Annotated in this window: 15 protein-coding genes; 5 read left to right on the forward strand and 10 right to left on the reverse strand. The window is 69.3% G+C overall.

Annotated elements, in window-relative coordinates; translation table 11 throughout:
* Positions 1–135 precede the first annotated feature (135 nt).
* From ACIBF7_RS25255 to ACIBF7_RS25270, 4 genes are all read left to right on the forward strand, one after another.
* The gene (locus tag ACIBF7_RS25255; protein ID WP_187281344.1) at positions 136–1,137 is read left to right on the forward strand and encodes an ABC transporter substrate-binding protein; all 1,002 of its coding nucleotides are present in this window, start codon (positions 136–138) and stop codon (positions 1,135–1,137) included.
* A 62-nt stretch (positions 1,138–1,199) separates the two neighbouring features.
* Positions 1,200–1,946, forward strand: coding sequence for an ABC transporter permease (locus tag ACIBF7_RS25260; RefSeq protein WP_271275863.1), 747 nt, complete (start codon positions 1,200–1,202; stop codon positions 1,944–1,946).
* A complete protein-coding gene (locus tag ACIBF7_RS25265; protein ID WP_364226558.1) occupies positions 1,943–2,740 on the forward strand; it encodes an ABC transporter permease in 798 nt (265 codons plus the stop codon). The genes ACIBF7_RS25260 and ACIBF7_RS25265 overlap by 4 nt, the downstream gene beginning before the upstream one ends.
* Positions 2,741–2,839: 99 nt before the next feature.
* Positions 2,840–3,613 (forward strand): ABC transporter ATP-binding protein, encoded by a 774-nt coding sequence (locus ACIBF7_RS25270; RefSeq protein ID WP_187281345.1) that lies wholly within the window; start codon positions 2,840–2,842, stop codon positions 3,611–3,613.
* A gap of 72 nt (positions 3,614–3,685) precedes the next feature.
* Here ACIBF7_RS25270 and ACIBF7_RS25275 read toward each other — a convergent pair whose 3' ends face one another.
* From ACIBF7_RS25275 to ACIBF7_RS25300, 6 genes are all read right to left on the reverse strand, one after another.
* Positions 3,686–4,264 (reverse strand): ATP/GTP-binding protein, encoded by a 579-nt coding sequence (locus tag ACIBF7_RS25275; protein ID WP_148033795.1) that lies wholly within the window; start codon positions 4,262–4,264, stop codon positions 3,686–3,688.
* A complete protein-coding gene (locus ACIBF7_RS25280; RefSeq protein ID WP_246640375.1) occupies positions 4,245–4,652 on the reverse strand; it encodes a DUF742 domain-containing protein in 408 nt (135 codons plus the stop codon). The genes ACIBF7_RS25275 and ACIBF7_RS25280 overlap by 20 nt, the downstream gene beginning before the upstream one ends.
* Before the next feature lie 20 nt (positions 4,653–4,672).
* Positions 4,673–5,086 (reverse strand): roadblock/LC7 domain-containing protein, encoded by a 414-nt coding sequence (locus ACIBF7_RS25285; protein ID WP_219546601.1) that lies wholly within the window; start codon positions 5,084–5,086, stop codon positions 4,673–4,675.
* A gap of 5 nt (positions 5,087–5,091) precedes the next feature.
* Positions 5,092–8,220, reverse strand: coding sequence for a nitrate- and nitrite sensing domain-containing protein (locus ACIBF7_RS25290; protein ID WP_397198314.1), 3,129 nt, complete (start codon positions 8,218–8,220; stop codon positions 5,092–5,094).
* Positions 8,221–8,470: 250 nt separating this feature from the next.
* Positions 8,471–9,868, reverse strand: a complete 1,398-nt coding sequence (locus ACIBF7_RS25295; RefSeq protein ID WP_148033798.1) for an aminobutyraldehyde dehydrogenase — start codon at positions 9,866–9,868, stop codon at positions 8,471–8,473.
* Between the two features lie 30 nt (positions 9,869–9,898).
* Positions 9,899–11,170 carry a glycosyltransferase gene (locus tag ACIBF7_RS25300; RefSeq protein ID WP_364226550.1) on the reverse strand — a complete coding sequence of 424 codons (1,272 nt, stop codon included), beginning with the start codon at positions 11,168–11,170 and terminating at the stop codon, positions 9,899–9,901.
* Positions 11,171–11,300: 130 nt separating this feature from the next.
* On the opposite strand from ACIBF7_RS25300, the gene ACIBF7_RS25305 reads away from it, so the two are divergent.
* Complete coding sequence (locus ACIBF7_RS25305) at positions 11,301–11,906, forward strand: TetR/AcrR family transcriptional regulator (protein WP_148033800.1); 606 nt, start codon at positions 11,301–11,303, stop codon at positions 11,904–11,906.
* Here the strand turns inward: ACIBF7_RS25305 and ACIBF7_RS25310 are convergent.
* From ACIBF7_RS25310 to ACIBF7_RS25325, 4 genes are read right to left on the reverse strand one after another with little or no spacing between them, the layout of a single operon-like run.
* Positions 11,900–12,949, reverse strand: a complete 1,050-nt coding sequence (locus tag ACIBF7_RS25310; protein WP_364226547.1) for an ABC transporter ATP-binding protein — start codon at positions 12,947–12,949, stop codon at positions 11,900–11,902. The genes ACIBF7_RS25305 and ACIBF7_RS25310 overlap by 7 nt on opposite strands.
* Entirely contained in the window at positions 12,936–13,721 is a 786-nt protein-coding gene (locus ACIBF7_RS25315) for an ABC transporter permease (protein ID WP_148033802.1), read from the reverse strand. Before ACIBF7_RS25315 ends, ACIBF7_RS25310 begins: the two co-directional genes overlap by 14 nt.
* Positions 13,714–14,553, reverse strand: coding sequence for an ABC transporter permease (locus tag ACIBF7_RS25320; protein ID WP_364226543.1), 840 nt, complete (start codon positions 14,551–14,553; stop codon positions 13,714–13,716). The genes ACIBF7_RS25315 and ACIBF7_RS25320 overlap by 8 nt, the downstream gene beginning before the upstream one ends.
* Before the next feature lie 29 nt (positions 14,554–14,582).
* Positions 14,583–15,701: a spermidine/putrescine ABC transporter substrate-binding protein gene (locus tag ACIBF7_RS25325; protein WP_219546577.1), complete on the reverse strand. Its 1,119-nt coding sequence runs from the start codon at positions 15,699–15,701 to the stop codon at positions 14,583–14,585.
* Positions 15,702–15,822 lie beyond the last annotated feature (121 nt).

Raw genomic sequence — 15,822 nt, forward strand, 5'->3', positions numbered from 1 at the left:
GTTATTTTCGCGATGATGGAGCGCCATCTGGTGCTACCGTCAGTGCTTGTTGCGTGTCCAGGCGCACCTCCCGCGAGAAACAGACCACCCCCCTACCTTCAGGCTCCGTCTAACCGTGCGAAGGGAGTCCCAGACATGAGGCTTGGCCGTCCTAGCAGGGCCGCCGTCATCGGGCTGGTCCTGGCGCTGGGAATCACCGCGTGCAGCGGTGACAGCACCACGACCAGCGCGCCGACCTCAACCGCTGCCGCCAACGGCGGCCTGGAGAAGACCGAGATCAAGGTCGTCGGCCTGCCGGCCATCGACACGGCCGCCCTGTACGTGGCCATCGACCAGAAACTGTTCGAGAAGGAGGGGCTCAAGGTCACGCCGCAGATCGTGCAGTCGTCCCCCGAGGCCATTCCCATGCTCCTGAATGGCGAGATCGACGCCATGTTCGGCAATTACGTGTCCATGTTCCAGGCCCACGACCAGGGCGCGCTGAAGCTGCGGATCCTGGCCGAGGGCTCGCGCGCGGCCCCGGATTCCCTGAGTGTGATGGCTTTGCCTGATTCGCCGATCAGGTCGGCCAAGGACCTCGAAGGCAAGACGATCAACGTGAACGTCCTGCACAATTTCCAGGAGCTCGCGCTGACCCAGGTCCTAAAAGCAAATAATGTCGATCCGAAAAAGATCAAATACGTCCAGGTGACGTTCCAGAACATCATGCCGGCCTGGCAGAAGGGCCAGATCGACGCGGCTTACCTGGGTGAGCCCATGGTCACCGCGGCGACCTCCCAGATGGGCGCCCGTAAGATTCTCGACCCGGCGTCCGGCCCGGCCGCCGAGTTCCCCATCTCGGGCTACGTCAGCACCCAGGAATGGTACGAGAAGAACCCGAACACGGCCGCCGCCTTCCAGCGCGCGCTGCACGCCGCGGCCAAGATGATGGAGTCCAACCGCGAGCTCGTCGTCGACGTGCTGCCCAACTTCACCCAGATCGAGAAGGCGACCGCCGCCACCGTCACGTTCCCGTACTTCTCCAGCTCCGACAACCCGGTGCGGCTGCAGCGGGTGGCCGACTGGATGGTCGAGGCCGGATGGCTCGGCAAGGACATCGACGTCGCGTCGCTGATGTCGCCCACCACCTCGGGGTGAACGCCCCCGTACTCACCCGCTCGCCTCTGGCGCGTCCCCGGTCCTCCCGGTGGGCGCGCCGCGTGACGGGAGCGCTCGCGTTCGCCGCGCTGGTGGAGATCGCGGGGCGGGCCGGCCTGGCCGAGTTCCTGCCGCCCGCCTCGGAGATCCTCCAGCGCGCCGGAGCCCTGCTGTTCGACGAGGGCTTCCGCGCGCACGCGGGCACGAGCGTGCTCGCGTGGGCGATCGGGCTGGCCGTGGCGGCGCTGGTCGCGGTGCCGCTCGGCGTGCTGTTCGGCAGCGTCCCGGTGATCGACGCGGCGACGCGGGCGATCGTGGAGTTCCTGCGGCCCATCCCGTCCGTGGCGCTCATCCCGCTGGTGGCGCTGCTCATCGGGACCGGCCTGCAACTGCGCGTCACGCTGGTGATCTACGCCGCCGTCTGGCCCATCCTCTACAACACGATGTACGGGCTGCGCGGCGTGGACCCGGTGGCCAGGGAGTCCCTGCGCTCCTACGGCTTCGGCCGTCTCTCGGTGCTGTGGTGGGTGTCGCTGCCCTCGGCGGCGCCGTTCATCATGACCGGCTTCCGGCTGGCCACCGGGGTGGCGCTCATCCTGACCGTCAGCACCGAGATCGTGGCCGGGCGGGGCGAGGGCATCGGCGTGTTCATCTACTTCGCCGGCATCGCGGTGCCGGCCCGGATGGACGACATCCTCGCCGGGGTCGTCTGGGTGGGGCTGTTCGGCGTGGTGGTCAACGCCCTGCTGGTGGCGGCCGAGCGGCGGCTGTTCCGGTGGCATCACACGCGCGTGGGAGGCGGCTCATGACCAGGCTGGGCGGGGCGCTGCTCCGGTGGCCGCTGCTGATCGTGCTCGTGATCCTCTGGGAGGTCGCGACCAGGGCCGCGGGCAGCGCGTTCTTCCCGCCGCCGTCCACGATCGTGACCCGGATGCACGCCATGTGGTTCTCCGGGCCGCCCGGCAGGCTGTTCCTGACCGACCAGGCCGTGGCCGACATCCTGCCGAGCCTGGGCAGGATGGCGGGCGGGCTGGCCGGCGGCGCCACCGCCGGGATCCTGCTCGGGCTGGCGCTCGGGCTGTCCTCCAGGGCCTACGACTACCTCGACGGCGTGCTGCAGTTCCTGCGGGCGATCCCGCCGCCGGCGCTGGTGACGGTGTTCCTCGTGGTGTTCGGCTTCGGGATGCGGATGCAGCTCGCCTTCATCATGTTCAGCATCATCTGGCCGGTGCTGCTCAACACCGCCGACGGCGCCCGCGCGGTGGAGCCGCTCTACCTGGAGACCGGGCGGGCCTTCCGGCTGTCGCGCCGGGAACGGGTGCTGCGCATCGTGCTGCCCGCCGCGCTGCCGAAGGTGTTCGCCGGGCTGCGGCTGGCCCTGTCGCTGTCACTGATCGTCACCGTCTTCGCCGAGCTGCTGCCCGGCACCACGAACGGCATCGGCTTCCAGCTGACGGTCGCGTACTCGATGTTCAACCTGCCGGCGATGTGGGCCGGGATCGTGCTCCTGGGCATCCTGGGCTATCTGCTGAACGAGGTGTTCCTGGTCGTCGAGCGCCGCGTGCTCGGCTGGCATCACGCCCGCGAGACGGCGGGCGCTTGACATGAACCGGCCGGTACGGCGTAACCATGTGCAACCAATGTGGCCTTCGGTAGAGTCGCCGTGTTATCTCTGGATTCGCCCCTTTTTAGGACAATCGCCTTGCTTGAGATAGAGAACCTCACCCACATCTACGGCGGCGGCGGGCCCAGCGCGCACCACGCCATCGACCAGCTCAACCTGAGCGTGGCCGAGGGCGAGTTACTGTGCATCGTGGGCCCCTCCGGCTGCGGCAAGTCCACCCTCCTGCGGTCCATCGCCGGCTTGATCACCCCGACCGGCGGCCGCATCAAGGTCGACGGAGAGCTGGTCAGGCAGACCCCCGACAACCTCGCCGTGGTGTTCCAGGACTACAGCCGGTCCCTGTTCCCCTGGATGTCGGTGGCCGACAACGTGGCGCTGCCGCTGCGCCGCAAGAACATGGACAAGAAGCGCCGCCGCGAGGCCGCGGCCGAGGCGCTGGAGTCGGTGGGACTCTCCGGCGCGGGCCGCAAGTACCCGTTCCAGCTCTCCGGCGGCATGCAGCAGCGGGTGGCGATCGCCCGCGCGCTGGCCTACCGGCCCACGCTGATGCTCATGGACGAGCCGTTCGGCTCGGTCGACGCGCAGACCCGCGAGGACCTGGAGGACCTCGTGCTCAAGGTGCGCGGGCATCACAAGATGACGATCGTGCTGATCACCCACGACATCGACGAGAGCGTGTACGTGGGCGACCGCGTGGTGGTGCTCTCCAAGGCGCCCGCGCACGTCGTCGCCGACCTCCAGGTGGACCTGCCGTCGCCGCGCGACCAGATCAACACCCGCGAGCACCCCGACTTCGTCCACCTGCGTGCCGAGGTGGGCCGCCTGGTCCGCGGCCAGCCGGTGGCCCACTGACCTCCCGGGGGCGCGCCGGAGACACACGGCGGCCGCCGCCGGAACGCGGCGGCGGCCGTTCTCCCGCCCGGATCAGGCGGGCGCGTGCATGTGGCGGGACAGCGCGTGCTCGACCAGCGCGATCAGGGTGGCCTTGACCGAGTCCCTGACGCGGGCGTCCAGCCGCACGATCGGGGTCTGCGGGCCGATCGACAGCGCCTCGCGCACCTCGTCCTCCGAGTGGGCGAACTGCCCGTCCCAGCCGTTGATGCCGATGACGAACGGCAGCTTGGCCTCTTCGAAGTAGTCGATCGCGGGGAAGCTGTCCGCCAGCCGGCGGGTGTCGAGCAGCACGACCGCGCCGATGGCGCCGCGTACGAGGTCGTCCCACATGAACCAGAACCGGTGCTGACCGGGCGTGCCGAACAGGTAGAGGATCAGCTCCCGGTCCAGCGACACGCGGCCGAAGTCCATGGCCACCGTGGTGGTCGTCTTGTTGGGGGTGAGCGAGACGTCGTCCACACCGGCCGACGCGTCCGTCATCACCGCCTCCGTGGTGAGCGGCAGGATTTCGGACACCGCTTTCACGAACGTCGTCTTGCCCACGCCGAACCCGCCCGCCACGACGATCTTCGTCGAGGTGAGCCCGGCGCTAGAGCCTGCGAAGTCCACTGAGCACCCTTTCCAGCAGGTTGAGGTCCGGCTTGCCCGCGTCCAGGGCAGGCTGGTGCACGCGGATCAGGCCTTCTGACGCCATGTCGGCGATCAGCACCCGGACCACCCCCAGAGGTTGCTTTAAGAGGGCGGAGATCTCGGCAACTGACCGGACGTTCCGAGTCAGCTGAATGATCGCCTGATATTCCGGACTCAGCATTGAAATGTCTTGGTATTCGGACGTCACGGAGGACACCAGCGCCTCCATGGCGAACTTCATCCGCGGGGCGGTTCGCCCCCCGGTCACGGCGTACGGCCGGACCAGGGAGCTGGACTTCGGCGGACGGGGAGCCGACGGATGCGGCGGAGTATTGCTATCACCAGCCCAACCCTGACCTGACACCATGATCTCCTGTCACCGCCCGGCTAGCGGGGGCGGGCCGCCTGCAGTTCAGCGCGTACGGCAGGCGTCAGCACCTGCCCCGCACGCTCGACCAACAGCGTCATCTGATAGGCCACCAGGCCCATGTCACAGTCGGGTGCGGCCAGAACCGCCAAACAGGAGCCGTCGCTGATCGACATGATCATCAACAGTCCGCGTTGCATCTCGATGACGGTCTGGGTCACCATCCCGCCCTCGAAAACCCGGGCGGCGCCCTGGGTCAGGCTGATCACGCCCGAGGCCACCGCGGCGAGCTGGTCGGCCCGGTCCTTGGGAAAGCCCTCGGAGTAGGCCAACGGCAGGCCGTCGGCCGACACCACGACGGTGTGCGCGACGCCGGGCACGTTGTTGACGAAATCAGTGATCAGCCAGTTGATGCCACGCGCTCCCTGGCTCAACTCTCTCATTGCTCCTCCTCATTCACATCTCCGCGGGTGAACGCGCGGCCTTGCCGTACACCTTGCTGGAAACTCGACAGCCGGCTCCGCAGCCGCTCGGGCGAGATCTGCGGAGCGGGCGAGGTGACCGCAGGTTCGGCGAGGCTCGCCGTACCGGGGACCAGGTTGGCCTTGGGCACGCGGCGCGGCAGGCCGGACGACGTGGTGCCGCCCTGCGCGGGCTGGGCGGCGGCCTGCGCGGCCTGCCAGCCGCTGTCGGCGGGAGAGGACCACGACGCGCCCGCGCCCGACTGACCCGGAGTGCGCTGCGGCAGCACCGGACGGTCGGTCACCGCCGCGTGCTGGGCGGTCTCCGCCTCCTCCACCGGAGCGGCGGCCCGGAGCTCAGGCTCCGCGCTCTGCTCGGACTCGGGCCGGCGGAACCAGTCGGAGCCGACGGAGGAGAAGATCGGCAGGAACTCCTCGCCCTGCTCCTCCATCGGCGAGTTGCGCACCGCGGGAAGCGGGCCGGTCAGGTCCTGAGAGGAGTACTCGCCGGGCCCGAACGGGTCGGCGCTGCCGTTCGACGGGTAGGACTGGGCGGCCTTGACCGTCTCCGCGAAGGAGGGCCAGCGCTGGTCGCCGAACGAGTTCGGTTCCGCGCCGAAGGGCTGGCTCGGCTCCGCCCCGAAGGGCGCCTGCGGGGCCGGGTCGCCGAAGGATCCCCAGCGCGGCTCCTCCCGCTGCGGCGGCGGCTCGGTGGCGAAGGACGGCCACTGGGCCTCGTCGCGCCGCGCCGCGGGGTCCTCGGCGAACGAGGGCCAGCGCGGCTGGTCCTGCTGCGCGGGCGGCTCGTCGGCGAAGGACGGCCAGCGCGGCTCCTCGGCCTTGGGCGGCGGCGGCTGGTCGGCGAACGACGGCCAGCGGGAGTCGTCGGAGTTGACCGGCGGCTGCTCGGCGAAGGACGGCCAGCGGGGCTCGCCCTGCTGGCCGGCGGCGGGCTGCTCGGTGAACGGCGGCCAGTCCTGCTTGCCGGGCTCGGGGTAGGACGGCCAGCCCTCGCCACCGGGCGCCGGGATCGTGCCCGGCCACTGGGTGTCGAGCGGCGCGCTGTCGCTTCCCCGGACGTCCTTCGTCTCCATGGACAGGGACGACGGGGCGGGGAAGACCGAGCCGTTGGCCGCCGCGGCGGCGGAGTCGAACTGGGACGGGTCGAAGCTGGTGAACGCGTCGTACTGCGAGCGCTGGTTCGGCACCGAGCCCTGCCCGCCGATGAGCAGCGTCGCGGGCAGCAGCACCATCGCGCTCAGGCCGCCGCGCTCGCGCTGCTTGAGCTGGACACGGACGCCGTGGCGCAGCGCCAGGCGGCCGACCACGAACAGGCCCATGCGCCGCGAGACGGCGACGTCCACGACCGGCGGGTTGGCCAGCCGCCAGTTGGCCTCGCCCAGCTCCTCGGGGCTCATGCCGATGCCCTGGTCGTTGATGGTCACCAGCACGCCGCCCTCGGCGGTCTGGCTGCTGACCTGCACCTTGCTCTCGCGCGGGGAGAACGAGATGGCGTTCTCGATCAGCTCGGCCAGCAGGTGGACGGTGTCGGTGACCGCCGGGCCGGCGACCTGGATGCCGGACGGGATCTGGATCTGGACGCGCTCGTAGTTCTCGACCTCGGACAGCGAGGCGCGGGCCACGTCGACCAGCGGCACCGGCTCGCTCCACTTCCGCGCGGCCTCCTGGCCGGCGAGGACCAGGAGGTTCTCGCTGTTGCGGCGCATGCGGGTGGCGAGGTGGTCCAGGCGGAACAGGTTGGCGAGCCGCTGCTCGTCCTCCTCGCCCTGCTCCAGGCCCTCGATGAGCTGCAGCTGCCGTTCGACCAGAGTCTGGCTGCGGCGGGAGAGGTTGACGAACATCGCGTTGACGTTGGCGCGCAGCTTGGCCTCGTCGCCGGCCAGCCGGATCGCCTCGCGGTGGACCTCGTCGAAGGCCCGGGCCACTTCCCCGATCTCGTCGCGGGTGTTGACGCCGATCGACGGGACCTCGGGGATCTGGGCGCCCTCGCCGCCCTCGCGGAGGATGCGGACCGTCTCCGGCAGCCGGGTGGTGGCCACCTGGAGCGCCTCGGCGCGCAGCCGGCGCAGCGGGCGGACCAGCGAACCGGCCACCCGGCTGGTGATCACCAGGACGAGGAGCAGCAGGATCAGGATGGTCGCGCCGGAGATGATCGCGTTGCGCTGCTCGGCGTCGCTCAGCTCCCTGGTCTGGGTCACGACCCTGGTGGCCAGGCTGTCCTCGACCTTGCGCATGGCGTTGCCCGCCAGCGTCGTGCTCTCGTACCAGAGGCTGAGGTCACGCCGGGTGGTGACGTCGAGGTCCCTGATGGTGGAGTACTCGCGCAGCTGGGCCAGCGCCCGCTGGCGCATCGCGTCGGCGCGGTCGATCTCCGGGCCGCGCATGGCCTGCCGGTAGGCGGCCTGGTCGGCGGTGCGCGCCTCCTGCGTGAAGCTGTCGAGCTCCGACTGCTGCCGGTTCCAGGAGCCCAGGAAGTCGGACAGGTCGTCGTAGTCCAGCTTCCGCTCGACCAGGGCGACGACCAGGATGCCCTGCTGGCGGGAGACCTCTTCCTTGGCCCGCTGCAGCGCCGTCAGCGCGGCCGCGTCACCCTGGAGCCCGTCGTCGGCGATGCCCTCACCGAGGTCGTTCTGCAGGTTGGCGAGCACGCCGATCATGTCGGTGAAGGTGCTGATGGACGCGCGGGGCGGGACGTTCTGGGCGGTCATCGAGTCACGCAGGCCGTCGAGGCCGTTCAGCCAGCGCAGGATGCCGTCGACGTCGGCGCGCACGCGGGCGGCGTGGCTGTCGTCGATCGCACCTGCCGCCTCGATTACCCGCTTTTTGGCGTTATCGACCGTTCCACGCTGGGTACGCAACTGGGCGAGACGCCCCGCACGACGGCGGTCGGCGATGTACCAGGCGGTGAGCGTGCGCTCCTTGCCCAGCTCGTGGGCGAGCGCTCCGACGCGCTGCGCCAGCTCGGCCACCTCGGTGAGGCGCCGGTACTCGGTGCTCGTGTTGATCGCGCTCGCGAGCTGCAAACCGGCGAGCAGCACACCCACGACCGTGGGGATGAGGATCAGTGCTACCAGCCTCGAGCGCACGCGCCAGTTCGCCAGCCGGAAACGTCCGCCTGTGTTGTCCCCCGGCCTCGTGTGCTTGGGGTTTTCCGTCCTCACTGACTCTCGCTACCTCTCGCCTTACGTGCTCGAAGAAATCAGACACGCGTGTGGCGCATGGGAATCTGCCGGGCTGGGTAATTGGAACACACTCCGTACCAGATCGGCCAACCGAACATATCCCATCAAATGCGCCCAAGTAGGCATTTTGGGCGACATTCCGCCGCACACGCTTTCAGGCTGGCCTGAAGGAGTCCCGCTCAGCGGGCGCCGCGTGTTTGATCATGAGATGCCGCGTCACCGCGTACTCCAGGACCGCCTCCTGGCTCATGTCCTTGCCGGACCCGCTGCCCTTGACCCCGCCGTGCGGAGCCTCGCTGGCGATCGGGAGATGGTCGTTGACCCAGGTCACACCCACGTCCAGCCGGTGTGAGACGCGCATGGCGCGGGCCACGTCACGCGACCAGATCGACGAGGCCAGACCGTAACGGGTGTCGTTGGCCAGCCGCACCGCCTCGTCCTCGCCGTCGAAGGGCAGGACCACGAGCACCGGCCCGAACAGCTCGCCCTGGACGATCTCGCTGTCCTGTGCGACATCCGTCACAAGCGTGGGCGGGTAGTAGAAGCCCGGCCCGGCGACCGGCGCGCCGCCGTGCGCGATCCGGCCGCCGGAACGTGCCACGAAGCCGTGCACGCGCTCCCGGTGCGTCTCGGAGATCAGCGGGCCGATGTCGGTCTCCGGGTCCCAGGGGTCGCCGGCCCGGATTTCGGCAAGAGTTGCCCGCAGCGCCTCCACGACCTCGTCGTAGACCTGCCGGGCCACGTACACGCGGGTGGCGGCGGTGCAGTCCTGGCCGGTGTTGTACGTGGCGCCCATGGCCACGCCGCGGGCCATCTCGGCCAGGTCGGCGTCCTCGAAGACCAGCGCCGGAGCCTTGCCGCCGAGCTCCAGGTGGACCCGCTTGAGCGTGGCGGCGGCGCCGGTCATGACGGCCCGGCCGGTCTCGGTGGAGCCGGTCACGCTCACCATGTCGACCCCCGGGTCGGTGACCAGGGCCTGGCCGACCTCGGCGCCGCCGGTGACCGCCTGCACGAGCCCGGCGGGCGCGCCCGCCTTGGCGAACAGCTCGGCCAGCCGCAGCGTCGTGCGCGGCGTCTGGGGAGCCGGCTTGATCACCACGGCGTTGCCGGCGGCGACCGCCGGGCCGACCTTCCAGACGGCCATGACCAGCGGGAAGTTCCACGGCGCGATCGACCCGACCACCCCGACGGGGCGGCGCAGCAGCACCGAGGTGTAGCCGGAGCTGAAGACCCCGGCGCCGGTGCCGTCGAGCGAGCGGGCGGCCCCGGCGAAGAACCGCAGGTTGTCGGCGAGGAAGGGCAGCTCGCCGTCCCTGAAGACGGCCGCGGGCTTGCCGGTCTCCTCGACCTCCAGCCTGGTCAGCTCCTCGGCCTCGGCCTCCACCAGGTCCGCCACCCGGAGCAGCAGCTTGGCCCGCTCGGCCGGCGTGGCCTCGCCCCACTCCGCGGAGGCCGTGCGGGCCCGCCGCACGGCGGCCTCGACGGCCTCCACGGGAGTGTCGGGCACCTCGGCGCAGGCGGTGCCGGTGGCTGGGTTGATCAACGTACGCATGAACTTACTTTCCTCGCTGGCCCCGGCCGCCTAGCTGCGGCCGAGCTCCTCGATCAGGTCGGCGGCCTTGCGCAGGCCGTCGCGGCGGCGGATCTCCTCGCCGGCGGCGGCCAGCTTGGCGCGCATCTCTTCGTCGCCGAGGAGGCGGTCGAGCGCCCCCGTCAGCTCCTCGTCGGTGAAGGCGTAGGTGGAAAGCCTGACACCATAGCCGAGTTCGTGCACCCGCTGGGCGTTGTCGTACTGGTCCCAGAAGAGCGGCAGCAGGATCATCGGCTTGCCGAAGTGGAGCGCCTCGGTGGTGGTGTTGTTGCCGCCGTGCGTGATGACCAGGTCACACTGCGGGATGATCTTCGTCTGGGGCAGGAACTCGGCGCCCCACATGTTTCCGGCGAGCTTGATCTCCTCGTGCAGCGGGCCCATGGAGACGACGTACTGGTGCGGCGTGGTCCCCAGCACGTCGATCACCCGCTGCATGAGCCCCACGTCGGCCGAGCCGAGCGAGCCGAGCGAGAAGTAGACCAGCGAGGCGCCCTCGTTGCGCTCGAAGGGCAGCTCGAAGTCCTCGTCGGTCTCGCGCACCGAGGAGTCGAGCCGGTGCCAGTTGGCGCCCAGCGGGCGGGCGTCGACGTAGTCGAGCAGCTCCGGGTACACGTAGAGGTTCAGGTCGCCCTCGTGGATGAAGTCGAGCTCGGGCAGCGGCTCGGTGCCCTGCTCGACGCACCACTCGTTCCAGGCGGTCCACATCTCGCGGTGGGTGCGGTCGTACTCGGCACGGAAGGCGTCCCACTCGGCGCGGTCGGCGGCGGGCAGGCCGGAGAAGACCGGCGGGATGCCCTCGCCGCGGACCTCCAGCGGGTTGCAGGAGACGATGCGGACGAACTTCTTGCCGGCGGTCAGCAGCGCCGGGAAGGTGAGCACGTTGTCCTCGACGATGACGTCCGGCTGGACCCGCTCGATGATCTCCTTGAGCTGCGGCTCGCAGTACTTGGCGCCGTCGATCAGCTCCTTCCAGATCGGAGCGGTGACGGTCTCCAGCTGCTCGCGGGTGCTCTTGCGGTATTCGGGCGCGGTGTCGCGGATGAAGTCCTTCCAGAACTGGCCCGCGTCCTGCTCCTCCTCGGCCGGAGGCGCGAGGTCGACCAGGTCCTCCTCGAACCCGAGCGCCTCGAGCTTGCCCTTCCACGACGCCTCGGCGGCGAAGACGACGCGGTGGCCGCGGCGGCGGAGGATGTCGCCGATGCCGGCGCTGTTGTTGGTCGGGCCGTAGGCGCTTTCCGGCATGAACAGGATGGTGAGAGACATGTGCGCTCCGGGGGAGATCTAGCCTTTTGAAGGGGAATTCAATTACGCATCTGGCGCGAAGGTCAACTTCAGGGCACTATGGTCAACGGATTCCTGAATGTAAAGCGAACTCTGGGAAGCGAAGGCGAAGATGGCCCAGCGCAAGAGCCGCAGTGACCGGCGCATCGACCTGATCGAGGCGGCGCGGCGGGCCATCATCCGGCATGGCATCGACCGGGTGCAGCTCTCGCACGTGGCCGAGGAGGCCGGGCTGACCTCCGGCGCGGTGCTCTACCACTACCCCGACCTGAGCGAGCTGCTGGTCGAGGCGCAGCACGCGGGCATGGAGCGCTTCTACGAGCAGCGGCTGCGGCAGCTCGCCGCGCACACCGACCCGGTCGCCAAGCTGGTGCTGACGATCCGGTCGGGGCTGCCCACCGGATCGCTCGACCCGGACGTGCGGCTGCTCAACGAGATGGGCGGCGCGGCCGGCCGCAACCGCGTCTACGGGGTGCTGCTCACCTCGCTCTACGACCGGCAGGTGTCGATGTACCAGTCGATCCTGGACACCGGGGCGGCGCTGGGCGTCTTCAGGCTCACCACCGACACGCTGACGATCTCGCGCAACCTGGTCGCGCTGGAGGACGCGTACGGCTACCGCATCACCGCTCGTCACCCGCTCATCGGCCCCGACGAGGCCGCGGAGCTGATCCTCTCGTACGCCCGCACGGTCACGGGCAACGATCTGCTTCATTGATCCACCGGGATGATGACCGCCTCATCGGCCTGCCAGTCGAGCCGGACCTCGGCGCCCGGCCGCACCTCGCTCGCGCCCTGGACGGCCGCCAGCACGGGCTTGCCCCGGCCGGGAACCCCGACCGAGACGTGGGAGACGCCTCCGTAGAAGCTTACGTCCACCACGGTGCCCTTCAGGCCGCGTGACTCGGTGGCCCCGATCAGCCTGACCCGCTCCGGCCGGACGGCCAGCAGCGCCTTGGCGCCCTGCTCCAGGCCCTCCGCCGGGGAGCCGGGCAGCACCCCGAAGTCCTCGGTCTCCAGCTCGTCCTTGGCGCCGGCCGTACCCTCGAAGAGGTTGTTGGCGCCGACGAAGTCGGCGACGAAGGGGGTGCGGGGCCGCTCGTAGAGCGCGACCGGCTCGTCCACCTGGCGCACCGCGCCGCTGTCGAAGACCGCGATGCGGTCGGCGAGCGACATGGCCTCCTCCTGGTCGTGGGTGACGACCACGAACGTGATGCCGACCTCGTTCTGCAGCCGCTTGAGCTCCAGCTGCATGTCGGCGCGGACCTTCTTGTCGAGCGCCGACAGCGGCTCGTCCAGCAGGAGCAGGCGCGGGCGCTTGACGATGGATCGTGCCAGCGCGACGCGCTGCCGCTGGCCGCCGGAGAGCTGGCTCGGCTTGCGGCCGGCCAGCTCCGACAGGCCCACCGTCTCCAGCACCTCGCCGACGCGCTTCTTGATCTCGGCGCGCGGCAGCTTCTCGCGCTCCAGTCCGTACGCGACGTTCTTCTGGACGGTCATGTGCGGGAACAGCGCGTACGACTGGAACATCAGGCTGATGGGGCGCCGGTTCGGCTGCTTGTCCAGCAGGTCCTCGCCGTCGAGCGTCACCGTGCCGGCGTCGGGCGTCTCGAACCCGGCGATGATGCGCAGCAGCGTCGTCTTGCCGCAGCCCGACGGGCCGAGCAGGGCGAAGAACTCGCCCTGGCCGATCTCCAGCGAGACGCCGTCGAGCGCGGTGACGTCGCCGAACCTGCGGGTGATCCCGTCAATCTTGAGCACGCGGCATCCTTTCCCCGATCTTGGTCATGCGCTGTCCGGCGATCACCGCCGTGAAGCTCACCAGGAGCAGGATCGCGGCCAGCGCGTTGATCTTCGGGGTGACCCCGAAACGGATCATCGAGTAGATGACGATCGGCAGCGTCTGCTCGTGGTTGCCGATCGTGAAGTAGGCGATCACGAACTCGTCCAGCGACAGCGTGAACGCGAGCAGCGCGCCCGCGACGATGCCGGGGGCCAGCTGCGGCAGCGTGATCTTCATGAACGTGGTGAACGGGCCGGCGCCGAGGTCGCGCGAGGCCTCCTCCAGGGAGGTGTCCGCGCCGGTGAGCCGGGTGCGCACCACCGCCGCCACGAACGCCATCGAGAACAGCGCGTGCGCCAGCACCGCCGAGTAGAGCCCGAGCGTGAGCTGGATCAGGCCGTAGAAGAGCAGCAGCCCGATCGCGAGCACCAGGTCCGGCAGCACGGCCGGCATCAGCGCCAGCGCGTCCAGGGTCTTGGATCTGGAGTGCCTGGCCAGGCCGACGGCCAGCATCGTGCCGAGCACGGTGGCGATCACGGTCGAGCCGGTGGCCACGATGAGCGTGTTGACCACGCCGCTCATGATCCGCTCGTCGCCGGCCAGCTCGCCGTACCACTCGAGGCTGAAACCCTCGTAGGTGTACGCCGAGTCGCCGGAGTTGAACGACATGACGACCAGGACCAGGATCGGCGCGTACAGGAACACGTACGTCGCCCAGAACGGGACGTGCAGCCACCTTGATCTACGCACGGCGCGTCACCCACGCCTGCACGACCAGGAGCACGAGCAGCACCGCGATGAGCGCCAGCGCCAGGGCGGAGCCGAACGGCCAGTCGCGCGCCGACAGGAACTCGGTGCGGATCAGGTTGCCCACCATGGCCGACTTGCCGCCGCCGAGCATCTCGGGGATGACGAAGTTGCCGAAGCTCGGCACGAACACGAACAGGCAGCCGGTGAACACGCCCGGCACCGTCAGCGGCAGCGTGACCTTGCGGAAGGTGGTGAACGCCGAGGCGCCCAGGTTGGCCGACGCCTCCCGCAGCTGCGGGTCGAGCTTCTCGATGGAGGCGTAGAGCGGCAGCACCATCAGCGGCAGGTACGAGTAGAGCAGGCCCAGCACGACCGCGCCCCGGTTGTAGAGCAGCTCGTACGGGCCCAGCCCGAACGCCTGCAGCCAGCCGTTGATCAGCCCTTCCGGGCTCAGCAGGATGATCCAGGCGTAGACCCGGATGATGAAGTTCGTCCAGAACGGCAGCACGATCGCGACCAGCGCGATCGTCTTCCACTTACGCGGCAGGCACGCGATCAGGTAGGCCGTCGGGTATCCGAGCAGCAGCGCGATCAGCGTCGCCAGCCCGGCCATCTCCAGCGAGTCGACGAGCACCCGCAGATAGAGCGAGTCGAACAGGCGCTCGAAGTTCTCCCAGGTGAACTCGTAGATGACGCCGCCGAAGCGGCCGCGCTGGAAGACCGTGTAGCTGAGCACCAGCGCCAGCGGCACCAGGAGCAGCACGACCAGGTAGGCCAGCCCCGGCGCCAGGAACACGAACGCGCCCAGCCGGCGCCCTCTTGAGAGGGACACCGGCCGGGCTTCTGGCTTGTCCTTCACACCTACTCGGCCTTGATCTCGGACGCCAGGCGGGTGTACTTGGTGCTGGCCTGGCCGATGTCGATGATCGACTCACCGTTGAGCAGCTCGGCCGGCTTGGTGCCGAGCAGCGAGCCGGGGACGATCTTCACCTTGTCCATGGCGGCCTTGTTCGGCACCATGTAGTTGATGTTCTCGGCCGCCCAGCGGTGCACGTCGGGGCTGAGGATGTAGTTGATGAAGGCGTGCGCGGCCTCCTTGTTCTTGGAGGTCTTCATGATCACCATGGTGTCCACCCAGAGGTCGCTGCCCTCCTTCGGGACCACGAACTTGATGTTCTGCTTCTCGTCCGTGGTCGGGCACCAGCCGTCCCACGCCTCGACCATGACGGCCTCGCCCTTGATCAGCCGGTCGCCGAAGGTGAGGTCGTCGTAGGCCAGCAGGTGCGGCTTGGCCTCAAGGAGCAGCTCCTTGACCTTGGCGATCTCGTCGTCCTTGTCGGTGTTGACCGAGTAGCCCAGGGCCTTGAGCGCGGGCAGGGCCAGCCAGCGCTCGGTGGTCATCATGGTGACCTTCTTCTCGGCCCAGGCCGGGGGCTTGAGGATGTCGTTCCAGCTCGTCGGCTCCTGCTTCACCAGGTCGCTGCGGTAGCAGATACCGGTCGTGCCCCAGGTGTAGGGGACCGAGAACTTGTTGCCCTTGTCGTAGGAGAGCTGGGTGGCCTCGGGGTAGAGGTTGGCCAGGTTGGGGATGAGCTCGGCGTGGATCGGCTCCAGCAGGCCCTGCTCGTTGAGCGCCTGGGCGTACTGCCCCGAGACGAAGGCCACGTCGATGCCGCTGTCGCCCCCGGCGGTCAGCTTCGTCATCGCGACTTCGTTGGTGTCGTGGAGGGTGACGTTGAGCTCGGAGATCTTCAGATCCCGCTTGACCATGTCCTGCAGCTCTTTGGGGGTGTAACCGTCCCACACGGTCACCGCGAGCGACTGCTTGGTCAGGTCCGCGTTGGGGTTCAGGGCGGCTGCCGTCTGCGTCGCCGTCTCTGCGCTGTCAGTCGATCCACCGCCGCACGCCGCGACGGCGAGCGCGAGGCCGGCGGCCACGGCGGCAGCCGGAAGACGACGGGTGAACCGGGTTCGGAACACGGCCGCTACTCCTTATGAGATGTGCATGTACGGGGGGTCGCGCGACCAACCGGGCACGGCAGACCAGACCAGGAGTGTTGCAGCAGAAATCAACATGAGCAAGACTTTGGTAGACATTGCT

It is taken from the genome of Nonomuraea sp. NPDC050478 (assembly GCF_044458265.1).
GTDB lineage: Bacteria > Actinomycetota > Actinomycetes > Streptosporangiales > Streptosporangiaceae > Nonomuraea > Nonomuraea ferruginea.